This is a genomic window from Martelella sp. AMO21009 (assembly GCF_053484295.1).
Genome location: NZ_JBAKFR010000001.1, coordinates 86,204 through 110,624, shown reverse-complemented (window position 1 = coordinate 110,624; position 24,421 = coordinate 86,204). Strand labels below are relative to the sequence as shown.

The 24,421-nt window shown below is 64.8% G+C and carries 20 protein-coding genes; 12 read left to right on the top strand and 8 right to left on the bottom strand.

The genetic code is table 11. The features are described from left to right. Positions 1-90 precede the first annotated feature (90 nt). Complete coding sequence (locus V6766_RS00505; RefSeq protein WP_448462565.1) at positions 91-2,127, top strand: oxidoreductase; 2,037 nt, start codon at positions 91-93, stop codon at positions 2,125-2,127. A 16-nt stretch (positions 2,128-2,143) separates the two neighbouring features. On the opposite strand, the gene V6766_RS00500 is transcribed toward V6766_RS00505, so the two are convergent. The 6 genes from V6766_RS00500 to V6766_RS00475 all read right to left on the bottom strand — a co-directional run bounded on the left by V6766_RS00500 (position 2,144) and on the right by V6766_RS00475 (position 8,690). Then, a complete protein-coding gene (locus V6766_RS00500) occupies positions 2,144-3,079 on the bottom strand; it encodes a dimethyl sulfoxide reductase anchor subunit family protein (protein ID WP_448462563.1) in 936 nt (311 codons plus the stop codon). Positions 3,080-3,085: 6 nt separating this feature from the next. Then, positions 3,086-3,820, bottom strand: a complete 735-nt coding sequence (locus V6766_RS00495) for a 4Fe-4S dicluster domain-containing protein (protein ID WP_448462561.1) — start codon at positions 3,818-3,820, stop codon at positions 3,086-3,088. Beyond that, the gene (locus V6766_RS00490) at positions 3,817-6,756 is read right to left on the bottom strand and encodes a molybdopterin oxidoreductase family protein (RefSeq protein WP_448462559.1); all 2,940 of its coding nucleotides are present in this window, start codon (positions 6,754-6,756) and stop codon (positions 3,817-3,819) included. Before V6766_RS00490 ends, V6766_RS00495 begins: the two co-directional genes overlap by 4 nt. 54 nt (positions 6,757-6,810) lie before the next feature. Next, complete coding sequence (locus V6766_RS00485; RefSeq protein ID WP_448462557.1) at positions 6,811-7,137, bottom strand: DUF202 domain-containing protein; 327 nt, start codon at positions 7,135-7,137, stop codon at positions 6,811-6,813. Between the two features lie 18 nt (positions 7,138-7,155). Then, positions 7,156-7,596: a YidH family protein gene (locus tag V6766_RS00480; RefSeq protein ID WP_448462555.1), complete on the bottom strand. Its 441-nt coding sequence runs from the start codon at positions 7,594-7,596 to the stop codon at positions 7,156-7,158. A gap of 176 nt (positions 7,597-7,772) precedes the next feature. Beyond that, entirely contained in the window at positions 7,773-8,690 is a 918-nt protein-coding gene (locus V6766_RS00475; protein ID WP_448462553.1) for a LysR substrate-binding domain-containing protein, read from the bottom strand. Between the two features lie 220 nt (positions 8,691-8,910). Between V6766_RS00475 and V6766_RS00470 the strand changes: the two genes are divergently transcribed. The 10 genes from V6766_RS00470 to V6766_RS00425 all read left to right on the top strand — a co-directional run bounded on the left by V6766_RS00470 (position 8,911) and on the right by V6766_RS00425 (position 20,470). Further along, positions 8,911-9,345 (top strand): RbsD/FucU family protein, encoded by a 435-nt coding sequence (locus V6766_RS00470; RefSeq protein WP_448462551.1) that lies wholly within the window; start codon positions 8,911-8,913, stop codon positions 9,343-9,345. Between the two features lie 613 nt (positions 9,346-9,958). Continuing rightward, positions 9,959-11,791: an ABC transporter permease gene (locus V6766_RS00465; RefSeq protein WP_448462549.1), complete on the top strand. Its 1,833-nt coding sequence runs from the start codon at positions 9,959-9,961 to the stop codon at positions 11,789-11,791. A gap of 3 nt (positions 11,792-11,794) precedes the next feature. Beyond that, a complete protein-coding gene (locus V6766_RS00460; RefSeq protein WP_448462547.1) occupies positions 11,795-12,913 on the top strand; it encodes an ABC transporter ATP-binding protein in 1,119 nt (372 codons plus the stop codon). 28 nt (positions 12,914-12,941) lie between these two features. Next, on the top strand, positions 12,942-14,063 hold the full coding sequence (locus V6766_RS00455) for an ABC transporter substrate-binding protein (protein WP_448462545.1): 1,122 nt from the start codon (positions 12,942-12,944) through the stop codon (positions 14,061-14,063). 66 nt (positions 14,064-14,129) lie between these two features. Continuing rightward, positions 14,130-15,230: an ABC transporter substrate-binding protein gene (locus tag V6766_RS00450; protein ID WP_448463182.1), complete on the top strand. Its 1,101-nt coding sequence runs from the start codon at positions 14,130-14,132 to the stop codon at positions 15,228-15,230. 84 nt (positions 15,231-15,314) lie between these two features. After that, positions 15,315-16,403, top strand: coding sequence for an ABC transporter substrate-binding protein (locus tag V6766_RS00445; RefSeq protein ID WP_448462543.1), 1,089 nt, complete (start codon positions 15,315-15,317; stop codon positions 16,401-16,403). A gap of 67 nt (positions 16,404-16,470) precedes the next feature. Further along, entirely contained in the window at positions 16,471-17,340 is an 870-nt protein-coding gene (locus V6766_RS00440; RefSeq protein ID WP_448462541.1) for an inositol monophosphatase family protein, read from the top strand. A gap of 63 nt (positions 17,341-17,403) precedes the next feature. Further along, a complete protein-coding gene (locus V6766_RS00435) occupies positions 17,404-18,249 on the top strand; it encodes an inositol monophosphatase family protein (protein ID WP_448462539.1) in 846 nt (281 codons plus the stop codon). Beyond that, entirely contained in the window at positions 18,246-18,893 is a 648-nt protein-coding gene (locus V6766_RS00430; protein WP_448462537.1) for a dual specificity protein phosphatase family protein, read from the top strand. Before V6766_RS00435 ends, V6766_RS00430 begins: the two co-directional genes overlap by 4 nt. Continuing rightward, positions 18,890-20,470, top strand: coding sequence for a metallophosphoesterase family protein (locus tag V6766_RS00425; RefSeq protein ID WP_448462535.1), 1,581 nt, complete (start codon positions 18,890-18,892; stop codon positions 20,468-20,470). Before V6766_RS00430 ends, V6766_RS00425 begins: the two co-directional genes overlap by 4 nt. Positions 20,471-20,568: 98 nt before the next feature. On the opposite strand, the gene V6766_RS00420 is transcribed toward V6766_RS00425, so the two are convergent. Continuing rightward, positions 20,569-21,588: a LacI family DNA-binding transcriptional regulator gene (locus tag V6766_RS00420; RefSeq protein ID WP_448462533.1), complete on the bottom strand. Its 1,020-nt coding sequence runs from the start codon at positions 21,586-21,588 to the stop codon at positions 20,569-20,571. Between the two features lie 119 nt (positions 21,589-21,707). On the opposite strand from V6766_RS00420, the gene V6766_RS00415 reads away from it, so the two are divergent. After that, positions 21,708-23,363, top strand: a complete 1,656-nt coding sequence (locus tag V6766_RS00415) for a Na/Pi cotransporter family protein (protein ID WP_448462531.1) — start codon at positions 21,708-21,710, stop codon at positions 23,361-23,363. A 5-nt stretch (positions 23,364-23,368) separates the two neighbouring features. On the opposite strand, the gene V6766_RS00410 is transcribed toward V6766_RS00415, so the two are convergent. Continuing rightward, on the bottom strand, positions 23,369-24,367 hold the full coding sequence (locus V6766_RS00410) for a LysR family transcriptional regulator (RefSeq protein ID WP_448462529.1): 999 nt from the start codon (positions 24,365-24,367) through the stop codon (positions 23,369-23,371). Positions 24,368-24,421: the final 54 nt, after the last annotated feature.

The following is a 24,421-nucleotide window of genomic DNA, read 5'->3' as shown; positions in this document are numbered from 1 at the left end:
CATGCGAAACAAGAAAATAGACGCATACGTCGATTATCTTGACAGTTATGTACATTTATGGCGAACTTCTTCCAACCAGAGGAGTCCGGCATGAACAATGATCCGCTGCTGCAGCCCTACCAGCTCAAGCACCTCACCTTGAAAAACCGCATCATGATCTCCTCGCACGAGCCTGCCTATCCGGAAGACGGGATGCCGAAGGGGCGCTATCGCGCCTATCACGTCGAGCGCGCCCGCGCTGGTGTGGCGCTGACCATGACGGCCGGTTCCGCGTCGGTGGCGCGCGACAGCCCGCCCGTGTTCAACAACATCCTCGCCTGGAAGGATGAGGTGGTCGGCTGGATGCGGCAGCTCACGGACGAATGTCACGAGCATGGCGCAGCCGTGATGATCCAGTTGACCCATCTCGGCCGCCGCACCCGCTGGGACAAGGCCGATTGGCTGCCGGTCGTCTCCGCCGGCCACGAACGCGAGGCGGCGCACCGTGCCTTTCCGAAAAAGGCCGAGGACTGGGATATCGCTCGCCTGATCACCGATTATGCCGATGCCGCCGAACGCATGCAGGCGGCCGGTCTCGACGGCATCGAAATCCAGGCCTATGGCCATCTCATGGACCAGTTCTGGTCACCGCTGACCAACGAGCTGGATGCGCCCTATGGCGGCTCGCTCGACAACCGTCTGCGGTTCACCTTCGAGGTGCTGAACGAAATCCGCAGGCGCGTCGGCCCGGATTTCATCGTCGGCGTGCGCTATACCGGCGATGAACGGCTGGAGGGCGGGTTCGACCGCCAGGAAGGCCTCGAAATTTCGCGCCGTCTGAAGGAGAGCGGGCTGGTCGATTTCCTGAATGTCGTGCGCGGTCATATCGACACCGATGCCGGGCTGACCGACGTTATCCCCGTGCAGGGCATGGCGAGCGCCCCGCATCTCGATTTCGCCGGCGAAATCCGCGCGGCGACCGATTTCCCGACCTTTCATGCCGCCAAGATTCAGGATGTCGCGACCGCCCGTCACGCCATTGCCAGCGGCAAGCTCGACATGGTCGGCATGACCCGCGCCCATATGACCGACCCGCATATCCTGGCCAAGATCATCGCCGGCGAGGAAGAGCGCATCCGCCCCTGCGTCGGCGCGAACTATTGTCTCGACAGGATCTATCAGGGCGGGCTCGCTTTCTGTGTCCACAACGCGGCGACGGGACGCGAGGAAACGATGCCGCACGCCATTGCGCCCGCGGAAAAGAAGCGACGCATCGTGATCGTCGGCGCCGGTCCGGCGGGGATGGAGGCGGCACGCGTGGCCGCCGAACGCGGGCATGAAGTGATCGTGCATGAGGCGGCGAACGACCCCGGTGGTCAGGTGCGGCTCGCGGCCCAGAGCGAACGCCGCCGCGAGATGATCTCGATCATCGACTGGCGGTTTGCCGAATGTCGGCGGCTCGGCGTCACCTTTCATTTCAACAGCTTCGTCGATGGCGACGCGGTGCTGGCTGACAAGCCCGATATCGTCATTATCGCCACCGGCGGCCTGCCGCACACCGATGTGACGGGCGCGGGTGGCGATCTCGTGGTTTCCGCCTGGGATATCCTGACCGGCGACGTCAAACCCGGCCAGAACGTGCTGATCTATGACGATGCCGGCGACTATCCGGCCCTTCAGGCGGCTGAGAAAATCGCCGAAACCGGCGCAAAAGTGGAGATCATGACCCGCGACCGGGCCTTTGCGCCGGAGGTGATGGCGATGTCACTCACCCCCTTCATGCGCGCCCTGCAAAAGCGCGACGTCACCTTCACCGTGACTTGGAAACTGCAGCGCGTGGAACGCGACGGCAATCGGCTTCTGGCGACAATCGACAGCGATTATGGCGGCGTAACCCGCACCCGCTCTGTCGATCAGGTGATCGTCAACCACGGCACCCGCCCGCTGGACGATATCTATTTCGAGCTCAAGCCCGGATCGTCCAATCTCGGCGCCGTCGATTACGAAGCGCTGGTAGCGGGCAATCCACAAGCGGTGTGCAACAATCCCGAGGGTAACTATCAACTGTTCCGGATCGGAGATGCCGTCTCTGCCCGCAACATCCACGCCGCAATCTACGACGCCCTCAGGCTGGTGAAGGATCTCTGAGACGATCGGGCGGCGTTCACATGCCGTAGTAAAGCGTCACCGTGTGCCGCACTTCGGCGAAGAACAGCCAGCGTTCGACCAGCATGCCGGCAAGTTGCAGGGGCACTGCGGCAAGCGCGAGCACCAGCGCCAGCGGTCCGGGGAGCAGCAGCGACAGCGCGAGACAGGCCGCCGGCAGGGCGAAGGCGAGACACTGCGCGATCAGGCGCAGCCTTGCGGCATGCTTGCGGGCGACGCGATAGCCCATTTCCTTGAGCAGGTAATTCTGTTCGCTGTGCGGCGATTGCACCTGGCGAATTTGGCCCTCGCCGAGGCCGAGCGCCTGATTGGCGGTGGGCTGCGCCTTGCCGCTGTCGCGATAGGCCCAGTAGCCGCGCTTGACCGCCCATCCCGCGAGCGCAAGAACAGCCGCCAGCACGGCAACGAACCGGCTTGTCGGGCCGAAGACAGCAAGCAGCGCGTTGAGCAGCGTCACGCCGGTCATCGCGGCGAAGACGAGGTAGCAGGGCAGCGTCCAGGGACCGTGCCATTCCGCGATCGGTTTGAGCGAGGCGTAGATCATCGCCGTCATGATGACGGTCGCGACCGCGCCAATGGCGGCGAGCGCGCCGGCGAGCGCCATCCAGCCGCCGCTGGCCTGCAGGATGACCCAGCCGAAGGCGAGTGCGACGGCAGGAACATAGGTCGCAACGGAGGAAACACCTTCGCGCGAGAGCCATGACGACCGCCACTGGCTGAAGGCGCGCCAGGCGCGCTCCGGGCGGCCGAGATGGGCGGTGGATGACAGCAGCCCGGCCGAGATCAGGCCGAGCGACAGGCCGAAGCCGGCGAGACCGAACCACGGGTCCGGCGGCAACAGGCCGAAGACGGCGGCAAGGCCCAGCAGGAAAAGCAGGCCATAGCCCGCGCCGGAAGCGGTGGTGAAGAAGATAACGGAAAAGGCGGGATGCATCGGCGTCTACCTCGAAAGCATGCGGTCGACCCAGCCGAGAAAGCCGCCCTCTGGCGAAGCATCCTCGAGTGGCAGGGCATCGGTCGCGGTGGCCGCATCGCGTCTGGGGCGCGGCGGAAGGTAGCGGTTGGTCGGGTTGTAACCGAGCTCCGGCATCAGCGCGACGCCGCCGCGTTCCTCCGACAACTTCGAGATCGCCGAATCCGGATCGCCGAAATCGCCGAAATGGCGCGCGCCCGTGGGACAGGCGGCGACGCAGGCGGGCACCCGGTCCTCCTCGGCAAGGTTTTCGTTGTAGATCCGGTCGACGCAGAGCGTGCATTTCTTCATCACGCCGACATCGACATCGAATTCGCGCGCGCCATAGGGACAGGCCCAGGAGCACAGCTTGCAGCCGATGCACTTGTCCTCGTCCACCAGCACGATCCCGTCAGCGGCGCGCTTGTAGGACGCGCCGGTGGGACAGACCGTGACGCAGGCCGGCGTCTCGCAATGCAGGCACGAGCGCGGGAAGTGTATGGTCGCGCCGCCCTTCGGCGTGTCCTGCTCATAGGTGTGGACCCGGTTGAAGAACACCCCGTCCACCTTGTCGGCATAGGGGTTGAGGTCGGTGAGCGGCGCCATGTGCCCGCCCGCATTCCACTCCTTGCAGGAGGTAACGCAGGCATTGCAACCGACACAGGTATCGAGATCGATCGCCAGACCGAGCTTGCGATCGGTCTTTTCGGGAAGACAGGTCATTGCGCGCGCTCCTTCCGTGTATGGCCCGGTTTGAACTCCGCGCCATAAGTCAGTTTGTCTGGACCTTCGGAAAGGCCCGGCGGCAACTCGACAGGCGGTTCCAGCGGGGCGGTGCTCCCTGCCTCTTCCGGCGTGCATTTTGTCAACCGGATGCGCAGGTCGAACCACGCCGCCTGCCCCGTTACCGGATCCGAATTGGAGAAGCGTCGGCCCCTGGCATCAGGCGGCAAAAGCTCGGTTATGGCGTGGTTGAGCAGGAAGCCGCGATTGGATTCCCCGGCATTTTCATGCAGCCCCCAGGTGCGCCGGCGCTTGCCGATCGCGTTCCAGGTCCAGACTGTGTTCGGGTTGACACCCTCCACCAGGGAAATCTGGCCGCGCACCCGCCCATGCGGGCTTTCGATCCACACCCAGTCGTCATCGACAAGGTCCAGGCTTGCGGCAAGATCGCGGTGCACAAACAGCTTGTTCTGGTTCATCACCTGCCGGAGCCAGGCATTCTGCGAGCCCCAGGAATGGTACATGAACATCGGCCGCTGCGTCAGCGCGTGGATCGGGTAGTCATCCGCCGAAACCAACGACTGCTCGAGCGGCTCGGACCAGAACGGCAGCGGATCGAAATGGGTGGCGACCCGTTCGCGCTCTTCCTCGGGCGGCTGGACCGGGCCGTGGCCCTTCGCGGCAAGGCGGAAGCGCTGCAGCGGTTCGCAATAAATCTGGAAGATCACCGGCTCGGCCTTGCCGAGAAAGCCGAACTGCACTGCCGTCTCCAGATAGGCTCTGTTGACCATCTTGTAGAAGCGCTCCTCGGGCTTGAACTCATGGTGCCAGAAGCCGCCATGTTCGATATAGCGCTCGAGCTGGTTCTTGTTCGGCGCGCCGCGGCCGTGCTGGTCGCCATTCTCGCCGCGCCAACCGGCAAGCGGGCCGATGCCTGGGCTGCGTTCATGGTTGACGATGTAATCGGCATAATCGCGGTATTTCGCGCTGCCGTCATCGTTGACGAAGCCCGGCAGGCCGAGCCTTGCGCCGATATCGATCAGCACCGACTGGAAGCCGCGCACGTCGCGGTCGGGTTCAAGCACCGGATGGCGGATCGCATCGCCCGGCCCGTCGGCATGGCTGATCGGCCGGTCGAGCAGGCTGATGCAGTCGTGGCGTTCTAGATAGGTCGTGTCCGGCAGCACCAGATCGGCGTAGGACACCGTCTCGGAATGATAGGCGTCGGAATAGATGATGAACGGGATCTTGTAGTCGCCGTTCTCGTCCGTGGCGGTCAGCATCCGCATCGTCTCGGATGTGTTCATCGACGAGTTCCACGCCATGTTCGCCATATAGAGAAACAGCGTGTCGATCGGATAGGGATCGCCCTCATAGGCGTTGCGGATCACCATATGCATCAGCCCGTGGGCAGAAAACGGCGCCTGCCAGGAATAGGCCTTGTCGATGCGCACCGGGCCGCCGTTTTCGTCCACCAGCAGGTCGGCGGGATCGGTGACGAAGCCGAGCGGCGCGCCGCCAAGCGGCGTGTTCGGCTTGCCGCCATCCTTGCCCGCCGGCTTCAGCGGCGGCGGCACCGGCTTCGGATAGGGCGGCTTGTAGCGAAAGCCGCCGGGTACATCGACGGTTCCGAGCAGAACCTGCAGCAGGTGGATGGCGCGACAGGTGTGAAAGCCGTTGGAATGGGCCGAGATGCCGCGCATGGCGTGCATCGAGACCGGGCGACCCTTCATGGTCTTGTGCTCGCGGCCCGCCCAGTCGGTCCAGGCGACGGGAATCTCGATCTCCTCCTCGAAGGCGACCTTCGCCAGTTCCGCGGCGATGCGGCGGATGGTGGCGGCCGGCACGCCGCATTTGTCGGCAACCGCATCCGGCGCGTAGTCCTGCGACAGATAGCGCTCGGCGAGAAGCTGGAAGGCCGGGCTGACGGTGCGGCCGAGGGCCTGAAATGTGCCCGTGAGCGCCGGCGCGACCGTCGGATCGCTGGAGATCGCCGTCGTCCCCTTCTCCCGCTCCCAGCTCAGGATATTGCCGTCGCCATCGCGCAGGAACAGGCCGTCATCGGCGGCCCCCTCGTCGCGAATGGCCAACTGGTGCAGATTGGTGTAGCGGATCAGGTAGTCGAGATCGACCTTGCCCGCGCGCAAAAGCTCGTGCACCAGCGCCAGCACGAACAGCCCGTCCGTGCCCGGGCGGATGCCGATCCACTCGTCGGCGATCGCGTTATAGCCGGTGCGACAGGGATTGACGCCCACCACCTTGGCGCCGTTGGCCTTGAGCTTTCCAAGGCCGATCTTGATAGGGTTGGAATCGTGATCCTCGGCGACGCCGAACAGCATGAAATATTTCGAGCGATCCCAGTCAGGCTCGCCAAATTCCCAGAACGCGCCGCCGATGGAATAAAGCCCGGCGGCGGCCATGTTGACCGAACAGAAACCGCCATGGGCGGCGAAGTTGGGCGTGCCGAACTGCGTTGCCCACCAGCCGGTCAAGGATTGCGACTGGTCGCGGCCGGTGAAGAAGGCGAGTTTTTTCGGGTCGGTTGCGCGAATGCGGGCAAGGCGCTCGGTGACGATGCTAAGCGCTTCCTCCCACTCGATCTCGCGATATTCGCCCTTGCCGCGCGGCCCGGTGCGCAACAGCGGTTTCCTGAGCCGCGCCGGGCTGTAATGCTGCATGATGCCGGCGCTGCCCTTGCCGCACAGCACGCCGCGATTGACCGGATGGTCCTTGTTGCCGTTGATGTAGCGCACCTTGCCATCGCGGATGTGGACGTCGATCCCGCAGCGGCAGGCGCACATGTAGCAGGTGGTCTTCGCCACATGGTCGCCGATCTTGGGAGACGTGACGACGCCGTCGCCTTCATCCGGGGCGGCGCTGTCATGCAGGGCTTGCTGCGAGGGGGCGGCGTTCGCGCCGCGGTCATTGCGCGCCATCTGAGGCTCCTTGAAGCATGAGAATGAACGGAAACGACTGGTGCGTCGCCGTGGTCAGCGAACGAGGATCATCAGCAGCGTGATCGCCCCCAAGAAGGCGACAGAGACGCCGGTGAGCAGCACCTCCTGTCGCGGCGCGAGATCGCGTGGCAGCGGGCGCAGGCGCAAAAGCCGCGTGCGCCGGAAGCCGGTCAGCATCATCATGATGGCAAGCGCCATGGCAAAGCTGCCGCCAAGAATTGACAGCAGGCCCGGCGACCCTCCTTCGCGCAGAAGCAACAACCCGCCATTGATGGCCACAACCAACGCAGTGCGCACCCATGAGAGGTCCGTCCGCTCGGGCTGCAATCCGGGTCGTCCGGGAATGAGGCGTTCGCTCATGGGCTTGCCCTTTTCGCATCACACGAGACCTCCGGTGACAAGCGCGGTGATCCCGGCGAGACTGCCGGTCAGGATAATGAGACCGGACAGGAACCAGATGGCCGTGCCGCCGGGCAACGGCGCGTCATGCGACATGGCCCGCTGGACGCTGTGCCAGCGCCAGGTTGCGTAAATGATCGCCACGAGGCCGGCTGAAGCCAGCACGATGCCGAAAAGCTTGTCGGGGTCGAGGCCGGTCAGCGGTTTGGCGAAATGCATCAGCCCCACCGCGCCGGCCAGAAGCGCCAGCGCCGTGCGGACCCATGCAAGGAAGGTCCGTTCATTGGCAAGCGTGAAGCGGTAGTCGGGCTCGTGGCCTTCGGGCGGTAGTTGCGGCCCGGTCAAGGCGCTGCCCACAACCTGGCTGTCGACCTTATCATTGGCCTGCGGCTCGATACCTTCGTGACTGGCGTTGCGCATTGTCGGCTTCCTCACCCGGAATTCCGGTTAGCGCAAAGGTAGAGAAGCCGGGGAAGGCGGTCCAATACTGTGATCGGATGCAATCAATCTGGATTCAAGATGGATTGCGGATACGAAATCCGGTCCATCGATCATTTATGGGAGGCATCGCCCATACATCGCGCCGAGCCCAAGCCTCAACCCTGCCCTTCGGCCTCCGCGCCATTGACCGCTTCGACAATGCCGAGCCGGCTGAGAAACGCCGCTACGGCGCGTGTCGGGCGGCGGGCGGCGAGGCGCAGGGCGATGAACTGCCGTTCCGGCAGTTCGATCGGGACGTGGTGCAGCAGACCCGCCTCCAGGCTGGGTGCTGCGACCGAAGCCGACATCGCCGCCGCCCCGAGCCCGGCTTCGGCAGCCGCGCGCACCGCCTCGTTGGACGGCAGTTCCATCGCGATGCGAAAGCCCGCCACATCCGCGCCCATCGCGCTGGCGGCGTGTTCGAAGGCGGAGCGCGTGCCCGACCCGGTCTCGCGCCGCACCCAGTCGCTTTCCGACATTTTCGCGGGGTCGAGCCGCTTCAGCCCCGCCCAGGGATGCTCGGGCGCGACGACCACAATCAGCCGGTCGGCGGCGACGGGGTGACAGACAAGCTGGGGATGCGCGACCTCGTCTTCGACGAAGCCGAGTTCCACCGCGCCCGTCAGCACCGCGTCCGCGACCTGCTGGGTGTTCTCGATCTTCATGCGCAGATTGATGCCGGGATGGGCGCGACGAAAGGCGGCAAGCCGCGCCGGCAGCCAGTAACTCGCGATCGTCTGGCTCGCCTCGACCTGCAGCGTCCCGCGCAAAAGCGTGCTGAACTCGCTCAGCGCCAGCTCGGCGCGCTCCACCTGGCCCAGGATCGCGCTCGCTTCGGTGAGCAGGGCGCGGCCGGCCTCGGATAGTTCGATCCGCCGACCGACGCGGTAGAAAAGCTGCACGTCATAGCGCGCCTCGAGCTGGGCGATCGCGTGGCTGGCCGCGGACTGTGCGATATTGAGCGCCTGCGCGGCCTGCGTGACATGCTGCCGCTCGGCCACCTCGACAAAGATGCGCAATTGCTCGAAGGTCATCGCGGCTCCGCGCCTGAGCAGAAAGCCGTTTTCTTTCCGCAATTTGGCTTTTGTTTTTTCGGGACTATAGCTTTCCCGCACCCGATAGGCAAACGGATGACAACGCCGTGCGATCGCGCGGGCCCGCGCCTTATTGCTTTCGAACCGGGCAAGCCATATGACGGGTCTTCACCCACGACGACCGTGGGCGCTGAAACCCGTTGCCTTGAAAGGAAACCTCATGCTGAAAGGGATTGACCCGCTTCTCGGACCCGACCTGCTGCACGTCCTCGCAATGATGGGCCATGGCGACGAGATCGTGATCGTGGACGCCAATTTCCCCGCTGCCTCCGTCGGCGAGCAGACCGTCTACGGCTCGGCGCTCACGATTGGTTGCGACGCTCTGCAGGCGCTCTCGGCGATCACTTCTGTGCTGCCGATCGATGAATTCGAACCCGATCCGGTTCTCACCATGCAGGTCGTGGGCGCCCCCGAGGCCGTTCCGCCGGTGATCGCGGAGGCCATGCCGACGCTCGACGCTCTCGGCCACAAGCCGGTCGGGCTGGAGCGGTTCGCCTTCTACGAGCGCGCCAGGGAGGCGTTCGCCGTGGTCCAGTCCAGCGAAATGCGCCCCTACGGCAATTTCATCCTGCGCAAGGGCGTGATCTTTTCGTGACAGCGGGCGCGGCATGAACGCCGCGCCAACCGCTTTGCCTCTCGCCCGCCCTTGAGCCGCCGGGAGAGCGCGAAAACTGCTTGACCGTACATATGGACAAGTCATAACGGCCGGCACCCAGCCTGGAAAGAGTATCGGCTCGTCGGTCACCGCTCTTTTCCAAGAATACGGACGCGAGCGCATGCCGCTGCGCCCCCGCCGCCTAGATTGTCGTAGCTTGACGACCCTGGCCAACCATGCCTGGCCACCGAGACATTGGCGCCAGTTCCCCGCATCTCTTCTACGCCAGTTGCTTGTCGAACGAACAGCATTCGCGGTTATGCACATATGTGCATTATTTTCTCCTAAAAATTTTATTAACGGTAAAAAACACATATTTATCAATAGTTTATATAATATTTTTTATTGCACTTGCGTGTTATTTCTATAATTTTTTCTTTGACTCCTTCAGAAAATGCTGCAAGCGTGGGCATCAGATCGTCGATCCATGGCCGTTTCGGGTTCTGCAAATGCACGGGAGTGCAAGCGGAAAACTGGCAGATGGGTTCCGGCGAATACGGGAGGAGAGATATGAAACAGATGATGCGACCACTGCGCCTGCGGAGTTTGCGCAATGAGTAACGCCGCGGAGCCAATCGGTCGGCCGGCCGGTTCGAGCTGGACCACACGACTGAAATATCGCACGCGGATCGCGATGCGGGAGCCGACCACGGTGATCGGCCTCTTGATGGCGGCCCTGTTCACCTATCTGATCGTCGTTCCGATCGTCTCGATCCTGCTCGACGCCGTGCAGACGCAGTTCGGCGATTCACGGCGCACCGGCACCGGCGTGGGAGAGTGGACCACCTACTACCTGCACAGGACCTTCTTCTCCCCGGTCGCCCGCGACATGTTTTGGGAGCCTTTGCGCAACACGCTCAGCGTCGCGTTCGGCGCGATCATCGTATCGGTGATCGTCGGCGGCATTCTCGCCTGGCTGATCAGCCGCACCGACATGTTCGCGCGGCGCTGGTTCGCGACCGCGCTGATCGTGCCCTACATGCTGCCGGCCTGGACCTTCGCGCTCGCCTGGACCACGCTGTTCAAGAACCGCACGGTCGGCGGCCAGCAGGGCTGGGTCGAGGCACTGGGCTTTTCGCCGCCGGATTGGCTGGCCTACGGTCAGGTGCCGATCACCATCATCCTGGCCCTGCACTATACCCCCTTCATCATCCTACTGTTCGGCAGCGCGCTCCGCCGCTTCGACAGCCAGCTTGAGGACAGCGCGCGGATGCTGGGCGCGAGCCGCGGCCGGATCGCCTGGTCGATCGTGCTGCCGCTGATGAAGCCGGCGCTGATCTCGGCGATCGTCCTGATCTTCGCAAAATGCCTCGGCGAGTTCGGCGTAGCCTATGTGCTGGGCCTTCCGGTGAAGTTCGATGTGCTCGCCACCTCGCTCTACCGCAATCTCGGCTCGCGCCAGACCGGCGTTGCCGGCGTGCTCGCCGCCTCGATCATGCTGCTTGGCATCATGACGCTCCTGATCGACGCCTATCTGATCCGCGAGGCCCGCAGGTTCGTCACCGTCGGCTCCAAGGGTTCGATGAACCGGCTGAGCCGGCTGCGCGGCCTGCGCCTGCCCGCGACCGGTTTCGCCGCCTTCATCTTCCTGATCAGCGTCGGCCTGCCGGTTCTCACCCTGTTCCTGTCGACCGTCATGCATGTGCCGGCGCGTTTCACCTGGGACAATTTCACGCTCGATTACTGGCTCGGCACCAATCTGGACACGGTCGCGCTGCAGCAGGGCATCCTGTTGACGCCGGAACTGTGGAGCGCGGCGTGGAACACGCTGTGGATCGTCGGCTCGGCCTCGGTCGTCTCGGGGCTCCTGGGTCTGCTTGTCGGCTACGCCGTGGTGCGCACGCCGCTGCGCCCGCTCGGCACCTTCCTCCGGCAGGTGACGTTCTTCCCCTATCTGGTGCCGGGCATCGCCTTTGCCGCCGCCTATCTGTCGCTGTTTGCCGTGCAACGCGGCCCGATACCGGCGCTTTACGGCACGATGGCGATCCTGATCCTGGCGCTGATTGCCGATCAGATGCCCTATGCCTCGCGCGCCGGCATCTCGGCAATGATGCAGCTCGGCAAGGAGCCGGAGGAGGCCGCGCAGGTCGCGGGATCGAGCTGGTTCCACCGCATGACCCGCATCGTCGTGCCGATCCAGAAGGGATCGCTGGTCACCGGCGTGCTGCTGCCGTTCATCTCGGGCATCAAGGGCCTCAGTCTGTTCGTGGTGCTGGCCGTGCCTTCCACCGACGTGCTGACGACCTATTCGCTGCGGCTCGTCGACTACAACTACACCCAGGCCGCCAATGCGGTGGTCCTGATCGTCGCCGGGCTCGCCTATTTCGGCACGCTCGCGGCACAAAAACTCACCAAGACAAATCTCGCCGAAGGCCTGGGAGGATAAGCCATGCCGGGAATTACGCTGAAGAACATCAAGAAGAGCTACGGCGCCTATGAGGCGATCCACAAGCTGGACCTCTCGGTCGCCGACGGAGAATTCCTCTGCCTGCTCGGCCCGTCCGGTTGCGGCAAGACCACGACGCTCCGGATGATCGCCGGGCTGGAGAACCTCTCCAGCGGCGAACTGGCCGTCGGCGACCGGGTCGTCGATTGCCCTGAGACTGCCACCTTCATGGCACCCGAAAAGCGCGGCATGGGCCTGGTGTTCCAGAGCTACGCGCTGTGGCCGCATCTGACGATCGAGGAGAATGTCGAATTCGGCCTGAAGCTGCGCAAGGTCGCCAAGGCCGAGCGCCAGAAGCGCACCGCCGAGGTGATGGAGGCGCTCGGCATCGGCAAGTATGGCAAACGCTACCCCTCGCAGCTTTCGGGCGGCCAGCAGCAGCGCGTGGCGCTTGCCAGAATGCTGGCGGTGAACCCGAGCGTCCTGCTGCTCGACGAGCCGTTGTCGAACCTTGATGCCCGCCTGCGCCTTGAGATGCGCGCTGAACTCAAGCGCATCCACACCCAGTTCTCGACCACCATCGTGTTCGTTACCCACGACCAGTGGGAGGCGATGACGCTTGCCGACACGATCGCGGTGATGAACGAGGGCACGTTGCAGCAATTGGGCACGCCCGACGACATCTATGAGCGGCCCGCCAACCGCTTCGTCGCCGAATTCGTGGGCTCGCCGCCGATCAACATCCTCGATTTCGACCGCAAGGACGAGCTGGTCCAGAACGTGATGCGCTTTCTCGCCAGACGCCATCCGGAGATTTCCGACATCGGCTCCGTCGGCATAAGACCCGAGGCGATTTCGCTGGTCGCCGGCAAGGACGACCTCGCCGACAGCGACTTTGGCGCGCCGGCGCGGGTGGCCGCGATCCTGCCCACCGGCGGAAGCTGGATCATCGAGCTCGAGACCGGCGACGAGGTGATCTTCATGAACACGCATGTGGCGCCCACCGTGCGCGAGGCCGACCGGATGTATTTCCGCGTTCCGGCCCGCGCGCTCAACGTCTTCGACGCCAAGGGCGAGCGCATCCGCGCGGCGGATGAGGTTCTGGCCGCGGCCGCCGCATAAAACACTGTTTCAAAGGGAGGAGAAACACTTGACCATCAAACTCAAACCCGCCACCGCGCTCACCACGCTTGCGATAGGAATCGCACTGGGAGGCGCAGCGCAGGCCCAGGAAAGCGAATTCAACCTCGACGCGCTCATCGAGGCCGCACGGGCCGAGCCGCCGATCACCGTCTATGCTGTCACCGGCAAGATCGTGCGCACCGCCGGGGCCTTCACCGCCGCCTACGGCGTCGAGGCCACCGGCAAGAAGGTGAACGAGGCCGATCAGATCGACCTGATGATCCGCGAATATCAGGCCGACAACATTGTCGGCGATCTGAGCGTTGCCGCCGATGTCGGCTCCATCATGGCGCAGTTGATCCCGGAAGGCATCGTCACAAGCTGGCTGCCGCCGGACCTTGCGGGCAACATTCCCGAAGGCCAGCAGGACCCGCTGGTCGTGGTCTCGGACCCGCATGTCTGGGCCTACTCCACCGAAGCCTACGATACCTGCCCGGTCGACAATATCTGGGCGCTGACCGAGCCGGAATGGCACGGCAAGGTCGCCATGCTCGACCCGCTGGTGAAGCCCAATTACGCCGACTGGTTCAACCAGCTCGAAACCCATCACGACGACGCCATGGCCGAAGCCTACGAGGCCCATTTCGGCAAGGCGATCGATCGGTCGAAGGAAAGCGCCACCCAGCAATGGGTGCGGATGTATGGCGAGAACGCACCACTTCTCGGCGACAGCACATCGGTCGCCGAGGCCGTGGGCGCGGTCGGGCAGGAGGAACCGTTCTTCGGCATCATGTCCACCGCCAAGTTCCGCTCCAATGAGAGCGGCGAAACCGCGCTCGGCATCTGCGGCGGCATGCAGCCCTTTGCCGGCTGGCTCTATCCGGGCCTTGCCGTGATGGCTGCGGGCACGGACAGCCCTAACGCGGCGAAGCTCTTCGTCCACTATTTGCTCAGCGAGGAGGGCATTGCGCCGATGTCGGTCGACGGCAAGGTCTCGTCCAACAGCGCCGTGCCGGCCAATCCGGAGGAAGTATCGGGCGTCGCGGACTACATGGACGAACTGATGGTCTACGACACCGCCACCGCGGCGGAAGACTTCGACAAGCGCCAGGACTGGCAGGATTTCTGGCGCATTCACTACAGCCGATAAATGCCGGCCCGCCGGAGAAGCGGGCCGCAACCATTTCAACGGGAGGAGAGGAAAGACATGAGACTGATGATGTTGAAAGCCACCGGCGCGATCGCCCTTTGCCTGACGGCGATGGGCGCTCAGGCCGAGGAATTCGATCTCGACGTGCTGATCGAGGCGGCAAAGGGAGAGCCGCAACTGACAGTGTTCGACAGCACCGGCAAGATCGTGACCATGGCGGAGAACTTTTCCGAGAAATACGGCGTCGACGCGGTGGGCCAGAAGGTCAAGGCCCATGCCCAGCTCGAGATGATGGCGCGCGAGGCGATGGCCGGAAACGTGCAGGGCGACGTCTCGATCATTTCGGATGCGCCGGCGGCGATCGCCGAGCTTCTGCCGAACGATTTCGCCGTGAGCTGGGTGCCGCCGGATCTCGCAGACGTGATCGAGGCGCGCTATCAGGACCCGCTGGTGGTGGTCACCATGGCCAATGTCTGGACCTATAACACCGAGCTCTACGACACCTGCCCGGTCTCCAACGTCTGGGAACTGACCCTGCCGGAATGGCGCGGCAAGGTTGCCATGCAGGACCCGCTGAACAAGTCGGTCTACACCGACTGGTTCAACCAGATGGAATCCCACGGCAATGACGCGCTCGCCGCCGCCTATGAGGACTTCTTCGGCAAGCCGATCGACACCTCCGAACAAAGCGCGACAGAACAGTGGGTCGCCATGCTTGCGGCCAATGCACCGCTTCTCGGCGGCTCCGACAGCAACGCGGCCGAGGCCGTGGGCGCGCCGGGCCAGAAGGAAGGCTTCATGGGGCTGATGAGCTCGGCCAAATACCGCGACAATGCGGATTCCGATTACAAGCTCGGCCTTTGCGAGGGCATTCAGCCCTGGCTCGGCTTCACCAATGCCGGCGTCGGCCTGATTGCGACCGGCACCGACAGCCCGAACGCGGCGAAGCTGTTCATCCACTACGTGATGACCGCTGAAGGCATCGCCCCGCAGGCGGAAGACGGCAAGAAATCCGCCAACACCACAGTCAGCCTGCCTGACGACGAGCCCTCGGGCATCGGCGCCGCCTGGGACCAGTTGCTGACCTACGACCTTTCCACCGCGGGCGAGGACTATGACACGCGGCAGGATTGGCAGGATTTCTGGCGCCTGAACTACCAACGATGAATGCCAAGGCCGGGCGCACCGTCGCCCGGCCATCACAAGGGGAGGAGACCCGCAATGAAGAGAATGACGCAGATGCAAACAAGCATGACAGCCCTGGCCCTCGTCGCGGCGCTCACAACGCCGGCGCTGGCACAGGATTCCAGCCTCGATGCGCTTGTCGAGTCGGCAAAGGGCGAGCCTCAGCTCACCGTCTATGACAGCACCGGCAAGATCGTCGAGATGGTCGAAGCCTTCTCGGACAAATACGGCATCGATGCCATCGGCCAGAAGGTCAGCGCGACCTCGCAGCTTGAAATGGTGATCCGGGAATCGCAGGCAGGCAATGTGCAGGGCGATGTGCTGATGATCACCGACGCGCCGGCAGCACTTGCCCAGCTTATTCCCGAGGACTTCGTCTACAGCTACCTGCCGTCGGACATGGCCGACGTGATCCCGGCGAGCTATCAGGACCCGCTGACGGCGACCACCAACGCCAACGTCTTCGCCTATAACACCGAGGTCTATGACGCCTGCCCGGTGGACAATATCTGGGCGCTGACCGATCCGGAATGGAACCGTCGCTTCGCCTTGATCGACCCGCTTTCCAAGTCGAGCTACACCGACTGGTTCAGCCAGATGGAAAGCCACCACGACGACGAGGTTCGCGCCGCCTACGAGGCGCATTACGGCAAGCCGCTCGAAACCGAGTTCGACAGCGCCACAAAGGCCTGGGTCGCGGCGATCGGGGCAAATGCGCCGCTGGTGACCGAAGGCGACGACAACACCTCCGCCGCCGTGGGCGCGCCCGGCCAGGAGAAGCCTTTCATCGGACTGATGTCGTCCGCCAAGTTCCGCGATGTCGAGGACAAGGGTCACAAGATGGCGATCTGCGACACGCTGGAGCCCTGGGTCGGCTGGACCTATTCCAAGCTGGCGCTGATCGCTTCGGGCACCGACAGCCCGAACGCGGCCAAGCTGTTCGTGCATTACGTCCTGACGGAAGAAGGCATCGCACCGCAGATGGTTGACGGCAAGGTGCCGACCAACACCACGATCGCCATGCCCGCCGACGAGCCATCCGGCATCGTCGATCTCTGGGACAATTTGCAGGCCTATGATTCCACGACCGGCCTGGAAGACTGGGACACCCGCCAGGACTGGCAGGATTTCTGGCGCATCCACTACAGCCGCTGATCTCCCAAGCCGCGAAACCCCGGGCCCTTGCTGGGCCCGGGGACAGGACAATGAAGGACAAGCCCCAATGACCGCCATCGCCGATACCGCGATCCCCTCGCCCGCCCGTCTGCGCGACGTCGCCGAAACCGTGGCCCGCGCTGCGGGAGCACCGCTGGCCACCGTGTTTCGCGTCGACATGACCGTGGATTACAAGGTCGATCTGCACGATCCGGTAACGGTGCACGACAAGCGGACCGAGGCGATCATTCGCGAGCAATTGCTGGCCGAGGTGCCGAACTCGGCGATTGTCGGCGAGGAAGGCGGCGAGATCGGCAAGGGGCCGGTCAAATGGTTCGTCGATCCGATCGACGGCACCTCGAACTTCGCCGCCGGCCTTGCCTTCTGGTGCGTCTCGATCGGGGCCGTGGTCGACGGCAAGATCGTCGCCGGCGCGGTCTACGACCCGATGTCCGACACCATGTTTTCCGCAGACAGCGACGGCGCCTTTCTAAACGGCGCGCCGCTCAGCTGCCCAGAAGCCCGCGAAGAGGCGCGCGCGACGCTGATCACCGGCTATCCGGTGCAGCGCGATTTCCGCCTGGAAGGACGCGAGGCGGCATTGGCCGGGCTCGGCGATCTGATCTCCGCCTTCTCATGCCTGCGCCGTCCCGGCAGCGCAGCGCTCAGCCTCTGCCATGTCGCGGCCGGCTGGGCGGACGCGGCCGCCGGCTTCGGCGTCAACGCCTGGGACGTCACCGCCGCGATCCTGATCCTGGAGCGGGCCGGCGGCAGCTATCGCCCGCTGACGCTCGGCAAACAGCCGGATGGCGCGCCGGCGCATCATTGCCCGGGTTATGTCGCGCATGGCCCCGGCGGCCGCTTTCCAACGCTCGACCGGGTCGCAAACGCCATCGATTTTCGCCGCCGCGCAAGCGCGCTTGCCCCCGCCCTGTGACGGTCCGGCACGACCTTAAACACCGGCGCCCGCGCGCCATCTCTTGAACGGAGTTACTCCTGTATGAGCCAAGCAGCCAAACCCGCAGACCAGCAGATCATCGATCGCGCCGCGCTGTGCCTTTCCCTTGTTCAGAGCGCTGGCCAGATCGCGCTCGACGGTTTCCGCCGCCGCGAATCCGAAGAGATCGCGATGAAGGGATCGCAGGATTTCCTGACCGAGACCGACGCCGCCGTTGAAGCGCATCTGAAGTCACGCCTCGCCGAAGCCTTGCCGGAAGACGAGTTCCTCGGTGAGGAGACCGGCGGCGCGGTTTCCGGACGCTCTGTCTGGGTCGTCGATCCGATCGACGGCACCGCCAATTTCGCGCGCGGCATCCCGCATTTCTGCATTTCGATCGCCTATGTGCGCGACGGCATCACCGAGCTTGGGGCGATCTACGCCCCGGCGACGAAGGAACTCTGGTTTGCCCGGCGCGGCGCGGGAGCGACCTGCAACGACCGGCCGATCCATGTCGCCGGAACCCGCAGCTTCTCCGCCGCCTGCCTGGAGCTCGGCTGGAGCAACCGCCGGCCGCAGAAGGATTATCTGACGGTGATGAACCGGCTGCTCGATCACGGCGCGAATGTCCGCCGCGGCGCATCGGGCGCGCTGGGGCTTGCCTATGTTGCGGATGGCCGCTCGGACGGTTATGCCGAGCTGCACATGAATGCTTGGGATTGCCTCGCCGGCCTGCTTCTGGTCGAAGAGGCCGGCGGGCGGGTCAGCGACCTGCCGGCAGATGGCCTCGGCCAGGGCGGCCCCGTGCTGGCCGTCGTTCCGGCGCTCGCCTCGGAAGTCAGCGCCGCCACCGGCATCAAGCTGGCATCGCTTACAAACGAAACTGACCGCGCAAGGATGATCGCATGAACCACGCCAGCCCGATGCCCAAATCGCCCCGCTACGACCGTCCGGAGATCAGCCTGATCGAGGAGCGGCTGGAGCCCTATGGCATCGCCGTCTATGTCGGCGGCCGCGAGGGCATGTCGAACCTGCCGCTGCTGCGCAAACACAACATCACCACCGTGGTGAACTGCGCCGTCAATCTCGATATCAACGTCGTCGATGCGCCCGATCCGGCGGTGGAAGAAGGCCATCTGATCTATGGTCATGGCGCCTATCGCTATTACAAGCTCGGCCTTGTCGATGGCGCAGGCAATGCCGAAACCATGATCCTTGCCGGCTACTACCAGTTGCTCGGCGCGCTGTCGCAGATCCTGCCGAACCGCGCCTCCTATCCGCGGCGCGAACGCGGCAACCTCTTGGTGAACTGCCGCGGCGGTCGCAGCCGCTCCGTGGCGCTGGTGGCGCTGCTATTGCACAAGCAGATGCCCGATCGCTATCCGACGCTCGAGGCAGCGCTGGACCATGTGCGCACAAGGCGCGAGCTGCGCCCGGACGAATGGTTCGAGGCACCGAAGCCGATGCTGGTCGAGGCCACCCGCAAGGCATCTGCCTGGATCGACCGCATCGACCACCGCGACCCCGAACACGCGGACAGGCAACCGCGATGATCCGCATTGCCGTCCTGTCCGATCCGCATCTGCATGACGTCCGCTTCGGCAGCGCCGCCGCCGAGATGCCGTTCGTGCGCTCGCTAGCCGACAGTCTGCATTCGACCCGCATCTTCAACGAAAGCGAGGCGGCGTTTCGCGCGGCGCTTGACGCCGTCGCGGCCGAGGGGATCAAGCTCTGCATCATCGCCGGCGATCTGACGGATGACGGCCAGCCCGCGAACTGGCAGGCCGTCTCGGATTTGCTTTCGGACTATAGCCGCCGGCACGGCATCCGCTTCTTCGCCACGCCCGGCAACCACGACCAGTGGTCGATGGACGGCAAGCCGCTGGCGAAGAATTTCGTGGACCCGGACGGTCATGTTCAGCGTCAGGCGGGCGAGGGCTTGACGCGCGTCAACGGCGCACAGCTCTGCCCCGGCATGCGCATGGTCGGTTATGATGAAACGCTGCCTTATGCCGCCCGGTTTGGTTACTGCCCGCAGCCTTCCGACCTCCACTTTGAAACCCCTTTCGGCGCATCGCCCGACATGGCGGATCGCAGGGCGCGGACCACCGCGGAAGGCGGCGAGAGCGCCCTCGTCAGCGACATGTCCTATCTGGTCGAGCCGGTCGAGGGGCTGTGGCTGCTCTCAATCGACGCCAATGTCTATCTGCCGAATTCGGACGGCGGCCATGACGACCGCAGCAAGGAGGGCTGGAACGCGACGGTCCGGCACAAGCCCTATCTGCTTGACTGGATACGCGATGTCGTCCGCCGGGCCAGAACCGAAAACAAAAGGCTCGTCGCGTTTTCGCACTATCCCGTCGCCGATATCTTTCGGGGGCTGACCGCGGCGCTCGAGACCCTGCCCGGCTCGCGCGCCGGCGCGCGCCGGATGCCGGCGCCGGATGTCGTCGCCGCCATAGCGGCCACCGGCATTCCGCTCCATTTCAGCGGCCACTGGCATGTAGACGCCACCGCCGTCGCTGATGGGCTTGTCAACGTCTCCGTGCCCTCGACCGTCGCCTTTCCGGCCGGCTGGAAGTGCCTTGAGATCGGCTCCGAAGGGATGGAGATATCGGATCGCGCTGTCTCCGACGCCCCCGGTTTCGACGCCTGGTTCGCCCGTTATGCCGCCGAAGCCGACCGCACGGGGCAGAGCGGCTCGATCCTGTCCGTCGCGGATTACCGCGCGTTTCTTGACCGTCACTTCCGCGCAATCGTTCTTGAGCGCCGCCTGCCGGAGGATTGGCCGCCGCGGATGCAGGCCATGGTCACGACCGCGCGCCTGCCCGAGATCGCCAACCTTCTGTCGCTCCCGCAAACCGGGCTCCCCGATATTGCCCTCGCCGATATCTTCATCGACTGGTACCGCCTGCGCGAGGCCGGCGGCGGTGCTGCAGCCGGGGTATCGAAGGAGCGTCGCGCGCTTTATGCGGAGCTTGCGCGAGGCTGCGCCGGCAGGGAGGACCCGCCAGGCTCCGACGCCGCCATTCTGGCGGTTTTCCTGCGCACACTCGGCCTTTTGTTGACCGGTGAAGACGCGAAACGGACGGCCCTCGGCCGGCTGAAGGAGGCCTTTGTTCCGTGCTAGGGCAACGCGAGGAAAAGCGGATACCGGTTTTCCGACCCATGTTGCGCAAAGCCGGGGAGACGGAGCGACTGCGTCTCACCGTGAACGGTCTACGCGCTCTATCCCATGCGCACGGTCTTGCGCCAGACCGGCAGGGCCGCGAAGGCGGAATCGCTGCCGCTGGTGTCCGAGGTCAGGATCTCGGCAATGCGCGCGACCATCTCGTCCATGGGCTGGCGGAACGTGGTGAGTTCATAGCCCGACCAGCGCGCCTGCGGCACATCGTCGAAGCCGATCACGCAGAGATCGCGCGGGATTTCGACGCCGAATATGGTGCGCGCGGCATCGATGAAGCCGAAGGCCAGAAGGTCGGTCACGCAGAACACACCGTCGGGCGGGTTGGACCGCCCGAGCAGCACGCGCGCCGCCTCCTGCCCCGTCTCATAGCTGGTGGGACCGACCCGGACGACATCGATCTCGACCCCGACCTCGGCGGCGGCAGCGGCAAAGGCGCTTTCCCGCGTGGTCATGGAGGAGGTGCGCGCCTGCGACGACACGCAGGCCAGCCGCGTGCAGCCCGCCCGCCTGAGCAGCGCCAGCGCCTCGCGACAGGCCGAGCGATTGTCGATGCGGATGCGCGCGGCGCCCTCGGCATCATCGTCGCGGTTGACGAGCACAACGCGCTGGCCGTTCGAAAGGCAGCTCTGTACCAGCTTCGCCGGCGGCGACCCGCTGAGCACGACCGAAGCCTCTGCACGGAAGTGCAAACTTTGCCTCAAAGCCTGGCTGACGCTATCATCATCGCCGGCGGTATTGATCATCATCGCCACCTTGCCGTGAAGCTGAAGCTGGCGGGTGACCTTGTCGATCATCGCACTATGATAAGGCTGACCGACATCGGCTGCGATCAGGCACACGATCCGGGAGGGTTCGCCGACCAGACCACGCGCAAGGAGATTAGCATGATAGCCCAGTTCCTCCGCAGCTTTCAGCACCTTGCGCCGCGTGGCGGGGGCGACGCTGCCGGCGCCGGAAAAGGTACGCGACACGGCCGAGCGGGAGACCCCGGCGCGTTCCGCCACCTCGTTGGCGCTGACGTAGGAAACCCTGTCGGCGCGCGGCGTCGTCGATCCGGTCATGCACAACCTTTGAAAATATCTGCACTCATGTTCATTCACCACCGTAATGCCTTGCTCCGCGCTGCTCAAGCAAAAGCTGACAGCGGCGTGCCGCCCGCGATACGAAGCGGAGGCGCGGCATGAACTCGACCATCCAGCTCATCGATCTTCTCGGCGCAGGCGCGCTGGTTCTCTGGGCGCTGCGCATGATCAAGTCCGGCGTGCTTTCCGGCTTCGGCGCCTCGCTCCGACAGGGCATCGCGAAGGGCACCGGCAACAGGGTTTTCGCGGCGATCTCCGGCATGCTCGTCACCATCGCCGTGCAATCCTCGACCGCCACTGCCGTGATCGCGGGCTCTTTCGTTTCGCGCAACATCATCGCCCCGCGCATGGCGCAGGCGGTGCTTCTGGGCGCCAATCTCGGCACCGCGCTCACCGCCGCCATTCTGGTGCGCGACCTGCACTGGCTCGCGCCCGCGCTCATCCTTTGCGGCGTCATTACCCATGGCCGCAGCCGGCTGGCGCGCGGACGCGGCATCGGCAAGGCGCTGATCGGCCTCGGCCTGATGCTGCTGGCGCTGGAACTCCTCGGCGCCGCAACGGCCCCGCTACGCGCGGCGGAGGTGACAGGAGCGATCCTGTCCGCGCTCGATCAGGGCCTGATCTTCGGCCTGCTGCTTGCCGCCGTGCTGGCCTTCGCCTCGTCCTCCAGCCTCGCCGTCGTGCTTTTCATTTCGATGCTCGCCCAGAGCGGCGCGGTCACGCCCGCACTGGTGCTGGTGCTGGTGGCTGGCGCCAATCTCGGCGGCGCTGTGCCGCCCTGCCTGGCGGTTGCCGGCGATGGCCCCAAGGCGCGTCGTCTCGTGCGCGGCAATCTGGCCGTGCGCGGCATCGGGGCGCTGCTGGTGCTCGCTACCGCCGGCATCACCGGACCCTATCTCGCCGGCCTGATGCCGCCCGACGCCCGGCTCGCCATCGCCGCGCATCTGGCCTTCAACGCCATCCTGCTTGCGCTGTTCCTGCCGTTGCTCGGCCCGCTCGACCGCCTCTGCCGCCTGCTCTGGCCCGATCCCGCCACGGAGCGGGGCGAGACCTCCTATCTGGACGACGCGGCGCTTGAAACCCCGGCTCTCGCCCTCGGCGGCGCGGCACGCGAGGTGCTGCGCATCGGCGACAAGGTGGCGCTGATGATGGAGCTGAACCTGCGCTCGCTGCTGGTCGACGACCCGGACGCCGGGCGCGACATCTCCAAGCTCGACGACCGCGTCGACGCCGCGCTCACCGATCTGAAGCTCTATTTCGCCCGCCTCGGTCGCACCGAGCTCAGCAAGGACGAGAACGCACGCATGCGCGAAATCCTGTCCTACGCCATCAATCTCGAACATATCGGCGATATCATCGACCGCGACCTTTCGGAAATGGCGCGCAAGAAGACCGACCGGCAGGTGAAGTTCTCCACCGCCGGCGAGGAGGAGATCGGCGAGCTCTACCGCCAGACACTGCTGAACCTCGAACTGGCGCAATCGGTGTTCCTCAGCCGCGACGTCAACCTCGCCCGCCGCCTGACCGCCGAAAAGGTGCATGTCCGCCAGATCGAGGAACGCTCGCAGAAGAAACATATCGAGCGCCTGCAGGACGGACGACCGGAAACGCTCGGCTCCTCCACGCTCCATCTCGACATCCTGCGCGACCTGAAGCGCATCAACGCCCATATCGCTGCAGTCTCCTATCCGATCCTGTCGGAGGCGGGCGAACTGTCCGAAAGCCGGGTGATCTCCCTGCAGAACGCGGGCTGACGACCTCAGACGTTTCCGGCCCGACCGGCAGCCTCATGCGCTGCGGGCGCGGGAATCGGATAGTCGTTCGGCGAGGATTCCCGCGGCACGAGGCTCGGCACGAATCCCTCCGCGCTCAGCCGTTCGAGCTGCTGCCAAAGGAGCGTGCGCACCGCGCGCACCGCGGCGGAATTTGGGCGGTCCTTGCTGGTGATGACGAACATCTGCCGGGTGAGCGGCAGGTCGGGAATCTGGCGGATGAACAGCTTGCCCTCGCGCACGCCCTCCAGCATGCCCGCGCGCGGCATGATGGTATAGGCATAGCCGCAGGCGAGCAGCTTGCGCAGCAACGAGGAACTGTCCTGCCGGGTGCGCAGGTTCAGGTGCAGGCCGCGATCGAAGGCGACCTGGTCGATGGTCCTGTGTGTGAGGTGCCCCTGGGACGGCAGCACCAGCGGCGCGCGGCAGGCCTCCGCGAACGAGATCGGCCCCGGCTGGTCGAGCGGCATGCCGATCCCGCCGGCAAAGATCATCTCGTCGATATAGGCGAGTTCCGCCTTGACGTTGGGCATGGATTTCGCCCCCGGCACGATGCCGACATCGACCTGCCCTTCCCGGATCAGCTGGGCTGCCGGGTAGCTCATCGCGCGGCGCACCGTGATCTTCACATCGGGGAACAGCGCCTCGGCGCGCATCATCAGCTCCGGCGCCACAAGATTGGAGATGGCGGCGGCGATCACCACCGAGACCTCGCCCGCCGGCACCTGGCTGGCATGTTTCACATCGAGCCTCGCCTGCTCGAAATCCGCCGAGATCTTCTTGGCATATTTCAGGAACATCTCGCCCGCCGGCGTCAGTTCCATCCCCGTCGTGCGGCGGTGAAACAGCGTCGCGCCCAAGGTATGTTCGAGATTGGCGACAAGCTGGCTGAGCGCCGGCTGCGCAATGCCGAGACTGCCCGCCGCCTTCGACAGCGATCCGGCCTGGGCGATCTCGATAAAGGTGTTCAGATTTCTGAGCTTCATGCGCCGGTATAATAAAAACCTTATACCCGGTGGTCAATCTTTGAGTTATTCAAG